Source organism: Nocardia sp. NPDC060259 (assembly GCF_042728775.1).
In the GTDB taxonomy this organism is placed as follows: domain Bacteria; phylum Actinomycetota; class Actinomycetes; order Mycobacteriales; family Mycobacteriaceae; genus Nocardia.
In genome coordinates this window covers 1-13296 of sequence record NZ_JBHXAY010000004.1, presented here as the reverse complement: position 1 = coordinate 13296, position 13296 = coordinate 1, and the positions used below count along the sequence as shown (strand labels likewise).

Sequence of the window (13296 nt, the reverse complement as noted above, 5' to 3'; positions counted from 1 at the left end):
TTTCGAGGAACCATGACCGAGGCATACATCTACGACGCGATCCGCACCCCGCGCGGACGCGGCAAGAAGAACGGCGCCCTGCACGGCGTCAAACCGCTCGACCTGGTGGTCGGGCTCATCGAGGAGCTGAAGGTCCGCCATCCCGGGCTCGACCCGGCGGCCATCGATGACATCGTCCTCGGCGTGGTCTCCCCGGTCGGCGACCAGGGTGCCGACATCGCCAAGACCGCCGCGCTCGCCGCCGGACTGCCCGACACGGTCGCCGGCGTGCAGCTCAACCGGTTCTGCGGTTCGGGCCTCGAGGCGGTCAACACCGCGGCGCAGAAGGTGCGCTCGGGGTGGGAGCAACTGGTGATCGCCGGTGGCGTGGAATCGATGTCGCGCGTCCCGCTCGGCTCCGACGGTGGTGCGTGGGCGATGGACCCGGTCACCAACTACCAGACCTACTTCGTGCCGCAGGGCATCGGCGCCGACCTGATCGCCACCATCGAGGGCTTCACCCGCGAGGATGTCGACGCGTTCGCGGTGCGGTCGCAGGAGCGGGCCGCGGCGGCCTGGTCGGGTGGCTACTTCGCCAAATCCGTTGTTCCGGTGAAGGATATCAACGGTGCCGTGCTGCTCGACCACGACGAATTCATGCGTCCCGGCACCACGGTCGACAGCCTGGCCGGGCTGACGCCGTCGTTCGCGGCGATGGGCGAGATGGGTGGTTTCGACGCGGTCGCCCTGCAGCGTTACCACCACGTCGAGAAGATCAACCACGTCCATCACGCCGGGAACTCCTCGGGCATCGTCGACGGTTCGGCGCTGGTGCTCATCGGTAGCGAATCCGCTGGTGCCGCAGCCGGTCTCACGCCGCGAGCCCGGGTCGTGGCGTCCGCGGTGAGTGGCAGCGACTCCACGATCATGCTGACCGGGCCGGTTCCGGCGACGGAGAAGGTGCTGGCGCTGGCCGGGCTCACGGTCGACGACATCGACCTGTTCGAGCTCAACGAGGCGTTCGCGTCGGTGGTGCTCAACTACCAGAAGAAGCTGGCCATCCCGGACGAGAAGCTCAATGTCAACGGCGGCGCGATCGCCATGGGTCATCCGCTGGGCGCCACCGGCGCCATGATCACCGGAACCATGGTCGACGAGCTCGAGCGCAGGGGAGCGCGGCGCGCGCTGATCACGCTGTGCATCGGCGGCGGCATGGGCATCGCCACCATCATCGAGCGCGTCTGAGCGCCGGACCCGGATACAGAGGAAAGACCATGACAGAGAACATGATCGGCTGGAACCTCGGCGCCGACCGGGTGCTCGTCCTGACGATGGATGACCCGAGCCAGTCGACCAACACGATGACCGAGGCGTTCGCGCGCGACCTCACCGCGACCGTCGATCGGCTCGAGGCGGAGAAGGACAGCTTCGACGGTGTCATCCTCACCTCGGGCAAGGACACGTTCTTCGCCGGTGGTGACCTGAACCTGCTGATGAACGCCACCTCCGAGACCGCGCCCGAGATCGCGCTCGGCCTCGACACCTACAAGGCCGCGTTCCGACGCCTCGAGCAGCTGGGCAAACCGGTGGTCGCCGCGATCAACGGCACCGCGCTCGGTGGCGGCTTCGAGGTCGCCTTGGCCACCCATCACCGCATCGCGCTCGACGCCAAGGGCAGTCTGCTCGGCCTGCCCGAGGTCACCTTCGGCCTGCTTCCCGGCGCCGGTGGTGTCACCCGCACTGTGCGACTGCTCAGCATCACCAACGCGGTGCTCAACGTCGTCGGCCAGGGCCAGCGGATGAAACCCGCGAAGGCCTTGCAGGTCGGGATCATTCACGAGGTCGCGGCCACCCGCGAGGAGATGTTCGACAAGGCTCGTGCCTGGATCGCGGCCAACCCCGAAGCGGCGCAGCCGTGGGATGTGAAGGGCTACAAGATCCCCGGCGGCACCCCGTCGAGCCCGGCGCTGGCGGCCAATCTGCCCGCCTTCCCGGCCAATGTCCGCAAGCAGCTCAAGGGCGCGCCGATGCCGGCACCGATCGCGGTGCTGGCCACGGCGGTGGAAGGCGCGCAGGTCGACATCGACACCGCCTTCGCCATCGAGACCCGCTACTGCACGAACCTGATCTGCGGCCAGGTCTCGACCAACATGATCAAGTCCCTGTTCTTCGATCTGGGGACGATCAACAAGGGCGGCAGCCGCCCGGAAGGCTTCCCCGTGCGCACGCCGGAGAAGGTCCTCGTGCTCGGCGCGGGCATGATGGGCGCGGGCATCGCCTATGTGCAGGCCCGCGCCGGCATGCAGGTCGTACTGAAAGACGTCACGATCGAAGCGGCCGAGCGCGGTAAGGACTACTCGCGCAAGCTGCTCGACAAGGCGCTGCGCAAGGGCGCGATCACCCAGGACAAGTACGACGAGATCCTCGGCCGCATCCACGCGACCGCCGACCCGGCCGATGCCGCCGGCTGCGACTTCGTCGTCGAGGCGGTGTTCGAGGATCCAGGCCTGAAGAAGAAGGTGTTCGGCGAGATCGAGCACCTGGTGAACCCGGATGCCCTGCTCGGGTCCAACACCTCCACGCTGCCGATCACCGATCTCGCCGATGGTGTGCAGCGGCAGCAGGACTTCATCGGTCTGCACTTCTTCTCGCCGGTGGACAAGATGCCGCTGGTCGAGATCGTCGTGGGCGAGCAGACCAGCGACGAAGCGATCGCCCGCGCCATCGACTACACCCTGGCTATCAAGAAGACCCCGATCGTGGTGAACGACAGCCGTGGGTTCTTCACCAGCCGGGTCATCGGCCAATTCATGGACGAGGCGATCGCGCTGGTCGCCGAGGGCGTACACCCTGCCTCGGTCGAGCAGGCCGCCACGCAGGCCGGGTACCCGGTGGGCGCGCTGGCGCTGGCCGACGAGATCAATATGAAGCTGGCCCAGAAGATCCGGCGCAGCCTGAAGGACAACCTGCTCGCCGAGGGCCGTCGCTGGACCGACTCGAAGGCGTACCCGCTCGTCGACGCGATGGTCGACGACTTCGACCGGCCCGGCCGGCTCGAAGGCCGCGGCTTCTACGAGTACGACGCCGACGGCAAGAAGCTGGGCCTGTGGCCGGGGCTGACGGAGAAGTACACCCGCGAAGATCACGGCATCCCGTTCACCGATATGCAGGAACGGATGCTGTTCGCCGAATCACTCGACACCGTGCGGTGTTTCGACGAGAACGTGCTGCGCACCGTGCCGGACGCGAACATCGGCTCCATCTTCGGCATCGGTTTCCCGGCGTGGACCGGTGGCGTCGTCCAGTACATCAACCAGTACGCGGGCGGGCTCGCCGGATTCGTCGCGCGGGCCGACGAACTGCGCGCCGCCTACGGTGACCGGTTCGAGGTCCCGGAGTCGTTGCGGGCCAAGGCCGCCGCCGGAGAAACACTGGGCTGAGTGTCATGACGACGGACACGACTCCCCGGCACCCGGTGCTGCCGGGCGCCGGGGCGGGGATCATCTCCGCGCGCGGCGTGCGCGGCGACGGCAGGCGAGCGCACCGCAGGCGCGCCGTCGTCGTCGCCGCGCGAGACGTGTTCGTCGCCGGCGGCTATCACGGCGCGCGGATGGAAGAGATCAGCGCCCGCGCCGGGATCAGCAAGCCGGTGCTGTACGACCATTTCACGAACAAGCTGGACCTGTATCTGGCTGTGCTGCAACAGTATCTGGACCGCATGGTCGTCGGCGTGCGCGCCGCTGTCGCCGACGGCGCCACCCCGCGGTCCCAGGTTCGCGGCGCGGTATCGGTGTATTTCGACTTCGTCGACGAGGACCCGGGCGGTCACGTGCTGGTCTTCGAATCGCCGGTCCCCAGCGAACCGAGTATCGAATGGCGGGTGCGCAGCGCCATGCGTGCCTGCGCCGACCTCGTCGCCGCCGAACTCCGCGCGGCCGGTGTCGCCGCCGCACCCGCCGACATGTACGCCTGGAGCATGGTCGGCACCAGCCACCTGGCCGCGCGCCACTGGCTCGACGCCGGACGCCCGATTCCCAAGCAGGACGCCGTCGACGTCACGGCTGCCCTGTGCTGGAACGGGCTGTCCGGCTGCGCGCGCAGGTCCGACCACTGAAAACACCCCGTCGCCACCGACAGAACGGACGAAGACGCCCATGCCGACCTACGCCCTGCACGAATCCGACGATCACTTCCTCGCCACCGCCCCGAACCGCTATGTCCACGTCGTCGAGATCGCCGCGCCGCCGAGCGCGGTATGGGCCGCACTGACCGCCGACGACGCCTTGGTGTCCTGGTCATCGGCCGTCACCGGCATGCGCTGGACCTCGCCGCCCCCGTTCGGCGTCGGCGCCACGCGGGTCGTCACCCTCGCCGGTGTCGCCGGACTGACCGAACGCTTCTACCGCTGGGACGACGAACGCCGGATGACCTTCACCGTCGATTCCGCCACCATCCCCGGATTGCGCCGGTTCGCCGAGGACATCCACCTCACGCCCTCCACCACGGGCACCCGGCTGACGTGGACGTTCGCCGTCGAAGGCGGTCCAGCGCTGCGGCCGCTGCTGCGCCTGGCCGGTCCGGTGACCAGCCGGCTCACCGCCTCCATCGCCCGGGGCATCGTGGGATCGGTCGACGCTCCGGTGCGGTGACGACGACGTTCGCCGCGCGGAGTCCGTTCCGCTCGCGGTGAATCCAATGCTGGTCGCTGTGCACCCGGGCTGGTTTCGTTTCCGTATGTCCATCGATGACACAGCCCAGGGCACCGCGGTGCGGGTGGCCGAGCTCGGTGCCCACATCGGCGCCCGGATCGACGGGGTGCGGCTCGGCGGTGGCCTGGACGCCCGGTCCGTCGCGGCGATCCGGGCCGCGCTCGCCGAGCACAAGGTGATCTTCTTCCGCGACCAGCACCACCTCACCGAGGACGGGCAATACGAGTTCGCGCGGCTGCTCGGCGAACCCACCACCCCGCATCCGACCGTCACCTCGGCCGGCGCGAAGAGCCTGGCCATCGACTCCCACCAGACCCGCTCGAACGTGTGGCACACCGATGTCACCTTCGTCGACCGCGTCCCGAAGGCCTCGATCCTGCGCGCCGTCGCGCTGCCCAGCTACGGTGGCTCGACCACCTGGGCATCGACCGTCGCCGCGTACAACGCACTGCCCGAACCACTCCGGCTGCTGGCCGAGAGCTTGCGCGCACGGCACACGAACCGCTACGACTACGCCGCCGACGTCGAGGACAGCCCGGACGACATCGACCGGGCCTACCGCCGCGAGTTCGAGTCCACGTATTTCGAAACCGAGCACCCGGTGGTGGAAGTGCACCCCGAGACCGGCGAACGTGCCCTGCTGCTCGGCTGCTTCGTCAAGGAGATCGTCGGCCTGTCGCGCGCCGAGTCGCGGGCGCTGTTCCGGCTGTTCCAAGATCGGGTGACCCGCCTGGAACACACCACGCGCTGGGACTGGTCGCTGGGCGATGTCGCCATCTGGGACAACAGGGCCACCCAGCACTACGCGGTCGACGACTACGACGGCAGCGAGCATCGCAGGCTCACCCGCATCACGCTGGCCGGAAAGGTCCCCGTCGGGGTCGACGGCAGGTCGAGCACCGTCATCGCGGGCGACGCCGAGCCCTACGCGGCGGTCCCGCTGACGCGGGCGGCCTAGGAACGACCGCTCGCGCATCCCTGGACGAGCACGCCGTATCGATTACCCTTCGACGGCGCAGACGTCCGGTCATCACGCGCGAACGGGTACCCACTGGCCCAGCCTGACGATGGGAATGCCGTGAACTTGTGGAGCTATGTCCAGGGGCGGGGAGAGGTACTGACTTTCCTCACCTATCAGCACGCGTCGCTGGCATTTCAGACGGTGCTGGTCGGAACGGTCGTCGCCATCCTCACCGCGGTGGCCGTATACCGGCTGCCGCTGGCGTCCGCGCTCACCCTGACCTCGAGCCGGGTCGCGCTGACGATTCCCTCGCTGGCGCTGCTGGCGCTGCTGCTCGTCCCGTTCGGGCTCGGCGTCGTCCCGTCGTTCATCATGCTGGCGTTCTTCGCGGCGCTGCCGGTGATCGGCAACGCCATCGTCGGACTGCGGTCGGTGCCCGCGTCGGTGGTGGAATCCGCGCGCGGGATCGGGTTGTCGCGGTGGCGCATCCTGCTGACCGTCGAATTGCCGATCGCCTGGCCGGTGATTCTCACCGGGATCAGGGTGTCGACCCAGATGATCGTCGGTGTCGCCGCGATCGTCGCCTATGTCCTCGGCCCCGGGCTCGGCTCGCTGATCTTCAACGGCCTGTCCCGGCTCGGCGGCGCCAATTCCCTCGAAATGGCGCTCACCGGAACCATTCTCATCGTCGCCGTCGCGTTGGTGTTCGACGCGCTTCTCGTCCTGCTCGGACGCCTCACGATCGCCAAGGGACTGTCATGACCGATCTTCGCAATGTCACCGGTGCGTCCATCACCTTGGACTCGGTGGTCAAGCGCTACAAGGGCCAGGACAAGCCCGCGGTCGAACGGCTCGACCTGGAGATCGACGCGGGTCACATCGTCGCGTTCGTCGGCCCGTCCGGTTGCGGCAAGACGACGACGCTGAAGATGATCAACCGGCTGATCGAGCCGACCGAAGGCCGGATCTTCATCGGTGGCCGCGACGTCACCCGGGAGGATCCCGACAAGCTGCGGCAATCGATCGGGTATGTCATCCAGTCCGGCGGCTTGTTCCCGCACTGGTCGGTTGCCAAGAACATCGGCGCCATTCCGCGGGTCCTCGGCTGGGACAAGAAGCGGATCGCCGAACGCACCGAATACCTGCTGGATCTGGTCGGCCTCGACCCCGGTACCTTCGCCGACCGGCTGCCCAAGGACATGTCGGGTGGCCAGCAGCAGCGCGTCGGCGTCGCGCGCGCCCTCGCGGCGGACCCGCCGGTGCTGCTGATGGACGAACCGTTCGGCGCGGTCGATCCGATCACCCGGGTTCGGCTGCAGGACAGCTTGATCGCGATCCAGCACGAGCTCGGCAAGACCATCGTGATCGTCACCCACGACTTCGAGGAAGCCACGAAGCTCGGTGACAAGGTGCTCATCCTGTCCGAGGGAGGGCACGTCGAGCAGTACGCGCGCCCGGAGGAGATCCTCACCGATCCGGCCACGCCCTTCGTGGAGGAATTCGTCGGGTCCGGAGCGAAATTGGCGTATCTGACAGTGTCGCGGGTGCGGGATGTCGAAGTCGACCCGGTGACCACCGCGCGGATCGGGGAATCGTCACCGGTGGTGATCGGGCGCGCGACAGCGGCCGGACACACCTGGGTCGTCGTGGTGGACGAGTCGGGACGGCCACGGTCGTGGCCCTCGCTGACGGAAGTGGCGAGCAAGCCGGAGGTCTCCGACTATCTGGACCGGCGCCTGCCCGTCGTCGCGCAGTCCTCGACGCTCAACGACGCGCTCGACGCCATGCTCGCGGCCAGCCAGGGTGCCACCCTCGTCACCGACGGCCGCGGCGCCGTCGTCGGCTCGCTGAGCATCGGTTCGGTGACCGACGTGATCCAGACCAAGCTCGCCGAGGGCAACGGTGTCGCCGAGGAGCCCTCCTACGAAACCTATGTCGACGGCTCCGATCCCACGCCGACGCCGGTCGTCGCCGCCGACGAACCCGGACCGGCGTGAATCGCCTGCGCCGGATCCCGATCGACGTGTGGTTCGAACCGCTCGTCATCGTGGTGATCGGGATCGGCTACCTGCTCTGGTATCGGGCCTCGACCTTCACCGCGACCGAGCAAGCCTCGCTCGGCTGGGCGAATCTGCAGACCACGATCCTCGAACACATCCGGCTCACCGTCGTCGCCACGCTGATCGTGGTCGTCGTCGCGATCCCGCTCGGCATCGCGCTCACGCGGCCCGCCTTGCAGCGGCTCGAGCCGATCGCGGTCAATATCGCCAATATCGGGCAGGCCGCGCCCGCGGTCGGTCTGCTGGTGCTGTTCACCTTCTGGCTCGGTACCGGATTCCGTACGGCCGTCGTCGGTCTCGTCGTCTACGCGATCCTGCCCATCCTGCAGAACACGATCGTCGGGCTGCGGCAGGTGGATCACCGCACGATCGAGGCGGCCCGCGGCATCGGCTTCTCGGCCACCAGGACCCTGGTCCAGGTCGAGTTGCCGCTCGCGGTGCCGGTGATCCTCAACGGTGTGCGGACCGCGCTGGTCATCCTGGTCGGCACCGCCACGCTGAGCACGTTCATCGGCGCGACCAGCCTCGGCACCCTGATCACCACCGGTGTCACCCTGTTCCTGCCCAAGCTGCTCATCTCCGGTGCCGTGCTCGTCGGGCTGCTGGCGTTGATCATCGACTGGCTCGGCAGGCTCGTCGAACTTGCCGCGACTCCGCGAGGTATCTCATGAGACGAGTACGGCTGGTCACGCTGATGTCCGCGCTCGCGGCGACACTGCTCGCCGGGTGCGGTCTGGTGAGCTCGTCGGGGACCTACCACGACGCGAGTCTGCCCGGCGGTGAACGGCCGCTGGACGGCGCGCGGCTCGTCGTCACGTCGAAGAGCTTCACCGAGGGCGTCCTGCTCGGCAAGATCACCGCGACCTATCTGGCGGCGGCGGGCGCGTCGGTCACCGATCTGACCGGCGCACCGGGTTCGGCCTCCTCACGCCAGGCCCAGCTCAACGGCGACGCCGATGTGCTGTGGGAATACACCGGCACCGGCTGGGTCAACTACCACAACGAGACCGAGACGATCGCCGACCCACAGGAACTCTGGCAGCGCGTCCATGACATCGAAAAGCGCGACTACGACCTCGAATGGCTCGCCCCCGCCAACTTCAACGACACCTACGCCTTCGCCGCGTCGACACCGACCGCCGACCGGCTCGGCGTGCGATCGCTGTCGGACGTGGCCGCCTTGCCCGTCGCCGACCGAACCTTCTGCGTCGACGACGAATTCTTCAGCCGCTCCGACGGTTTCATTCCGATGCTGGCGAAATACGGTATCCCCTACAACGATCCGAACGGCGTCCCCGCAGGCAACGTCACCAGAATGGACGCCGGCGTCGTCTACACCGCGACCGCCAAGAGCGACCCTTGTCATTTCGGCATGGTCTACACCACCGACGGCCGGGTCAAGAACCTGAACCTGCGCGTCCTCGACGACGACAAGAAGTTCTTCCTGCCCTACAGCGGCACAGCCGTAGTCCGCGGCGCCGTCATCGAGGCCAACCCCCAGTTGCGCCCCCTGCTCGGCACCATCTCCGAACGCCTCACCGACGACCTCATGCGGGAACTCAACGGCCGCGTCGACATCGACGGCGAAGATCCCGCCGACGTCGCCTACGACTGGCTGAAAAGCGAAAACCTGATCGAATAGGCGGGATGCCGCGCGGGCGCTGCCTGCCGATCCGGAGGGCGAATTCAGGTCACCTCGGTCGGTGGCGAGCCGTCGGTCCGGCGGTAGAACTCGATCTGGTCGGCGACGACGCGTCGGCGCAACTCCGGGTCGGTGTAGAAGGTGAAATGTGTGCCGGGGTAGATCCGCAGCTCGCCACGCGGCGCGCGATCGGCCAGTGCGCGGCACTTCTCCAGCGGTGTCTCCTGATCGTCGGCGGCGACGCAGACCAGGAGCGGGCAGGACAGGCGGGCGGCGGACTCGGCCGGGCGGTAGCGCATCATCTGCAGGAGTGCGCGCGGTGCGATGCTGTTGCGCCACAATGTTTCGCCGCTTCCGGTCAGTGTCCGGATGTGTTCCTCGGCCTCGGGTGTCGCGGTGACGGCCAGGTCACCGGGACTGCCGACCATCGGGATGTAGTACGGCCGCATCCCGAGTGTGCCGCGCACGGTATCCCAGGCGATCGCGCCGAGCAGCTTCAGTGTGTCACCGGTCGAACGGTCCGCCACGCGGTCGGGAAACCCGTTGAACGGGATCTGCGCGACGACGGCCGCGATGCGGGGATCCGTTGCGGCGACGGTGATCACGTGCGCCCCGCCCAGCGAGTTCCCCCACAGGAAGATCCGGTCGGGGTCGATGCGCTCGTGGCCGCGGGCGAAGGCGACCGCGGCGCGGATGTCGTCGAGTTGACCGGTGATGTCGGGCACCTGGCGCGGGTCGCCGTCGCTCTCGCCGAAGCCGCGGTAGTCGAAGACCAGTGCCGCCGAGCCCGCGGCGGCGAACTTCTCGGCGTAGTCGAAGAGCCGGTCCATCGTTCCGCTGAAGCCGTGACACAGCACCACACACGGCACCGGTCCTGAGTCGGCGGGCAGGTAGAGGTTACCGGCACACCGGACACCGGCTGCCAGGAAGGACACTGTGGTTCGCATACAGATCAACCCCGCGGCAATAGACTTACTGTCGGTAAGCACACTAGCGAAAAGACTGACCATTGGTAAGTGATTCGACGACATCGGAGCGGATCTTGGCCGCGGCACGCGTCCTGTTCGCCGCCCGCGGCTACCGGGCCACCTCGATGCAGGCCGTCGCCGACGAGGTCGGCATCACCAAAGCCGCCCTCTACTACCACTTCGACGCCAAAGACGAGATCCTGCGCCGGCTCACGGTGCCGCTGCTGGACGAGCTCGAAGCGACGCTGGCCGCCGCCGAAGCCCGCGCCGATCCCGACGAGGTGCGATGGCGTGCGATCGAAGGCTACGTCGATGTCCACCTGCGTCACCGGCACACGCTGACGATGCTCGTCAAAGACATGACGTTGCTGGTGCAGGCGCCGGTAGCCGACCGATTCCGGGCCGCGATCGCCTTGGCCAACGACCTGGTCGCAGGCCCGGACGACAGTATCGAGAACAGGGTGCGGGCCTGCCAGGTGGTCGCCGGTCTGGCCGACCCGGTGGTGCTGTTCCGGGACGTACCGACCGACACGCTCCGCCGGTTGATCCTGGACGGTGCGCGGGCGCTGCTCGGGGAGCCCGCGCGGCCTCGGCCCCGCGCCCGCGCCAGGGGCCGCAACGGTGGACGGCCCGCCGCGCTCACCGCGGAGCAGGTCGAACAGGCGCGTTCGCTCTATCTCGCGGGCGGTGCCGCCGAGGAGATCGCCGACCGATTCGGTGTCTCCCGTGCAACGATCTACCGTCATCTCAAAAACTAGTGATAATGAGAATTGATTTCGCGACAGCGGGCAACGCTGTGAACCACGTCATGTCGCGTCACGTCGGGTGCCGCTCGCTCGTCCTGGGAGTAGTCATTCCGTCGAGAAGAAGGCACCGACATGAGTATTCGAACGCTGTCCGCACGGCTCGCGCTGGTCACCGCCGCGGTCCTCGCCGCTGTCGCCACGCCGGTGGCCCATGCCGAGGAGGCTGACGGCTCGCCCTATCTGAGCCGGATCGGTTCCCACTACGCCGAGACCGATCTCGCCCGATTCCATTACACGCGAACCGGGACCGGCTCACCCGTCGTGCTGATCGCCGGCGGCGGATTGTGGGGCTATTCGTGGCGAGACGTCATTCCGGCACTGGCCGCCGAGCACACGGTGTATGCCGTCGACCTGCCCAGTCAGGGCTACACCGACGTGCATCGCGAGGACTTCGCCTACGACCTGCCCGCGATGTCGGACGCCATCGCGGCATTCCTCGACGGCGTCGGACTCGAGCGGGCGGCGATCGCCGGGCACTCGTGGGGTGGCGCCTGGAGTCTGTACTTCGCACAACAGCATCCGGATCGAGTCGAGCGACTGGTTCTTCTCGATTCGCCCGGCATCGACGCCGAAAAGGCGCCTGTCACACCGTTGTTCACCACTCCGCTGCTCGGTGAGCTTGCCACGAATCTCACCACTCGCGACCTCTACGCCGACAACATCCGTGGCACCTTTCAGCACCGGCACCTGGTCACCGACGAAGTGATCGACGAGCTGTACGCACCGTTCTCCCGACCGGCCAACCGCGCCGGATTCCTGTCGCTGTGGCGCAATCTGGACTACCGGCTCACCGACACCGGGCTCGCCGACGTCGCCGCGCCGACCCTCGTCCTGTGGGGCGAGGGGGACAGCTGGCTCCCCGCATCCCAGGCTCACCAGCTGGCCACGCGGATCCCGGACGCCACGGCAACCGTTGTGCCCGGCTGCGGGCACACCGTCCATGAGGACTGCCCAGCGCAGGTCACCCCGGTGCTGACAGCGTTCCTGCGCTGAGACTACCGGCTAAGACGAGACGTACCGTTCCGTTGTGCGATAGGATCTGTGCCCATGGCCAGAACCACGCCGGACCGCACCCGCCGCAGCGAGCGCTCCCGGATCGCGATCCTCGACGCCGCCCGCGAACTCATCGGCGAGGTCGAGTACGCGAAGCTGACGATCGAGGCCATCGCGACGCGGGCTGGGGTGGGGAAGCAGACGATCTACCGGTGGTGGCCGTCCAAGGGTGCCGTGGTCTTCGACGCCCTGCTGAGCGCGAGTGAGAACCCGGAGGGCGGCGGCATCGAGTTGCCGGACACCGGCGACCTCGGTGCCGACCTGAGGACGGTGCTGCGCGCGACCGCCGCCGAGTTCGCCGATCCCGCGTTCGCCGCCCCCTTGCGGGCGCTGACCACCGAGATCGTCAACGACCCCGACCTCGCGGCTGTCTATCGGGAGCGCATGGCGGAACCGATGCGTGCGGCCAAGCGGCGGCGGCTGCGGAGTGCGCAGCGCGCGGGCCAGCTCCGTGCCGACGCCGACCTGGATCTCGTCGTCGACATGCTCTACGGGCCGCTCACCCAACGATGGTTGCAGCGTTCCGGCCGCATCGACGCCGAGTTCGCCGATGCCCTGGCCGATGCGGTCCTGCGCGCCTTCGCCCCCGCCTGAACCCCGCGCTGCCCGAGCTGGCAGCCCCCATGCGCCGAGCGGCCCACCGGCACGCGACGGATGCGAACTATCGGGGGGAATTGTCGAATGGAGCGGCTGTCTCGGAGCATCGGCAGGAGTTCCCGCGCGCAATGCTCCCAAACCCCGTTCGCCGGAGGAATTGCCCGTGCGGACCTTCGCCGAGACGGAATTGTCCGAATATACCGACGCGTCCGACTCCGCCCACTGACTGGTTACGTGATGATCCGGGTCGGAGTCATGTCGAATGCGGCTGCGCCGCTGGAATCGACGCCACGCAGGCCGCTGTCGGATGTCATCGAGGACGACGGTGGGTACGCGATGGCGTGACCCCTCCAGAGGCTCAATCTTGTGGATATCTCCGATGATTCGGTGAATGGTCCAGAGGAAGGTCAAAACCCGTGCCGAGTAAGGGTTCTCACGGCCACGGCTGTGATCTGATCGAGATGTCCCCGAGATGGGGATTTTTCGTAGCACACAACGAGGAACCGTATGAACCCCAGAAT

Annotated in this window: 13 protein-coding genes; 12 read left to right on the top strand and 1 reads right to left on the bottom strand. The window is 67.8% G+C overall.

Annotation, left to right across the window (positions count from 1 at the left end; genetic code table 11):
• Positions 1-12 precede the first annotated feature (12 nt).
• From ACFWF2_RS02955 to ACFWF2_RS02915, 9 genes are all read left to right on the top strand, one after another.
• Positions 13-1224, top strand: a complete 1212-nt coding sequence (locus tag ACFWF2_RS02955; protein ID WP_379303988.1) for an acetyl-CoA C-acetyltransferase — start codon at positions 13-15, stop codon at positions 1222-1224.
• Positions 1225-1253: 29 nt separating this feature from the next.
• Complete coding sequence (locus tag ACFWF2_RS02950) at positions 1254-3419, top strand: 3-hydroxyacyl-CoA dehydrogenase NAD-binding domain-containing protein (protein WP_379303986.1); 2166 nt, start codon at positions 1254-1256, stop codon at positions 3417-3419.
• A gap of 5 nt (positions 3420-3424) precedes the next feature.
• Positions 3425-4093 carry a TetR/AcrR family transcriptional regulator gene (locus ACFWF2_RS02945; protein ID WP_379303984.1) on the top strand — a complete coding sequence of 223 codons (669 nt, stop codon included), beginning with the start codon at positions 3425-3427 and terminating at the stop codon, positions 4091-4093.
• Between the two features lie 40 nt (positions 4094-4133).
• A complete protein-coding gene (locus ACFWF2_RS02940) occupies positions 4134-4628 on the top strand; it encodes an SRPBCC family protein (protein WP_379303982.1) in 495 nt (164 codons plus the stop codon).
• A gap of 85 nt (positions 4629-4713) precedes the next feature.
• Positions 4714-5646, top strand: a complete 933-nt coding sequence (locus tag ACFWF2_RS02935; RefSeq protein ID WP_379303980.1) for a TauD/TfdA dioxygenase family protein — start codon at positions 4714-4716, stop codon at positions 5644-5646.
• A 120-nt stretch (positions 5647-5766) separates the two neighbouring features.
• On the top strand, positions 5767-6411 hold the full coding sequence (locus ACFWF2_RS02930) for an ABC transporter permease (RefSeq protein WP_379303978.1): 645 nt from the start codon (positions 5767-5769) through the stop codon (positions 6409-6411).
• A complete protein-coding gene (locus ACFWF2_RS02925) occupies positions 6408-7646 on the top strand; it encodes an ATP-binding cassette domain-containing protein (protein ID WP_379303976.1) in 1239 nt (412 codons plus the stop codon). Before ACFWF2_RS02930 ends, ACFWF2_RS02925 begins: the two co-directional genes overlap by 4 nt.
• A complete protein-coding gene (locus ACFWF2_RS02920) occupies positions 7643-8380 on the top strand; it encodes an ABC transporter permease (RefSeq protein WP_379303974.1) in 738 nt (245 codons plus the stop codon). Before ACFWF2_RS02925 ends, ACFWF2_RS02920 begins: the two co-directional genes overlap by 4 nt.
• Entirely contained in the window at positions 8377-9351 is a 975-nt protein-coding gene (locus tag ACFWF2_RS02915) for a glycine betaine ABC transporter substrate-binding protein (protein ID WP_379303972.1), read from the top strand. The genes ACFWF2_RS02920 and ACFWF2_RS02915 overlap by 4 nt, the downstream gene beginning before the upstream one ends.
• A gap of 44 nt (positions 9352-9395) precedes the next feature.
• Here the strand turns inward: ACFWF2_RS02915 and ACFWF2_RS02910 are convergent, their stop codons facing one another.
• A complete protein-coding gene (locus ACFWF2_RS02910) occupies positions 9396-10298 on the bottom strand; it encodes an alpha/beta hydrolase (RefSeq protein WP_379303970.1) in 903 nt (300 codons plus the stop codon).
• Between the two features lie 95 nt (positions 10299-10393).
• Between ACFWF2_RS02910 and ACFWF2_RS02905 the strand changes: the two genes are divergently transcribed.
• The 3 genes from ACFWF2_RS02905 (at position 10394) to ACFWF2_RS02895 (ending at position 12772) form a co-directional block, all read left to right on the top strand.
• Complete coding sequence (locus ACFWF2_RS02905) at positions 10394-11077, top strand: TetR family transcriptional regulator (protein ID WP_379303968.1); 684 nt, start codon at positions 10394-10396, stop codon at positions 11075-11077.
• 120 nt (positions 11078-11197) lie between these two features.
• Positions 11198-12118 (top strand): alpha/beta fold hydrolase, encoded by a 921-nt coding sequence (locus ACFWF2_RS02900; RefSeq protein WP_379303966.1) that lies wholly within the window; start codon positions 11198-11200, stop codon positions 12116-12118.
• A gap of 54 nt (positions 12119-12172) precedes the next feature.
• On the top strand, positions 12173-12772 hold the full coding sequence (locus ACFWF2_RS02895; protein WP_379303964.1) for a TetR/AcrR family transcriptional regulator: 600 nt from the start codon (positions 12173-12175) through the stop codon (positions 12770-12772).
• Positions 12773-13296: the final 524 nt, after the last annotated feature.

Coding starts and splice junctions, on each gene's coding strand:
- ACFWF2_RS02955 (WP_379303988.1), top strand. CDS start 13: ATGACCGAGGCATACATCTACGACGCGATCCGCACCCCGCGCGGACGC.
- ACFWF2_RS02950 (WP_379303986.1), top strand. CDS start 1,254: ATGACAGAGAACATGATCGGCTGGAACCTCGGCGCCGACCGGGTGCTC.
- ACFWF2_RS02945 (WP_379303984.1), top strand. CDS start 3,425: ATGACGACGGACACGACTCCCCGGCACCCGGTGCTGCCGGGCGCCGGG.
- ACFWF2_RS02940 (WP_379303982.1), top strand. CDS start 4,134: ATGCCGACCTACGCCCTGCACGAATCCGACGATCACTTCCTCGCCACC.
- ACFWF2_RS02935 (WP_379303980.1), top strand. CDS start 4,714: ATGTCCATCGATGACACAGCCCAGGGCACCGCGGTGCGGGTGGCCGAG.
- ACFWF2_RS02925 (WP_379303976.1), top strand. CDS start 6,408: ATGACCGATCTTCGCAATGTCACCGGTGCGTCCATCACCTTGGACTCG.
- ACFWF2_RS02915 (WP_379303972.1), top strand. CDS start 8,377: ATGAGACGAGTACGGCTGGTCACGCTGATGTCCGCGCTCGCGGCGACA.
- ACFWF2_RS02910 (WP_379303970.1), bottom strand. CDS start 10,298: ATGCGAACCACAGTGTCCTTCCTGGCAGCCGGTGTCCGGTGTGCCGGT.
- ACFWF2_RS02900 (WP_379303966.1), top strand. CDS start 11,198: ATGAGTATTCGAACGCTGTCCGCACGGCTCGCGCTGGTCACCGCCGCG.
- ACFWF2_RS02895 (WP_379303964.1), top strand. CDS start 12,173: ATGGCCAGAACCACGCCGGACCGCACCCGCCGCAGCGAGCGCTCCCGG.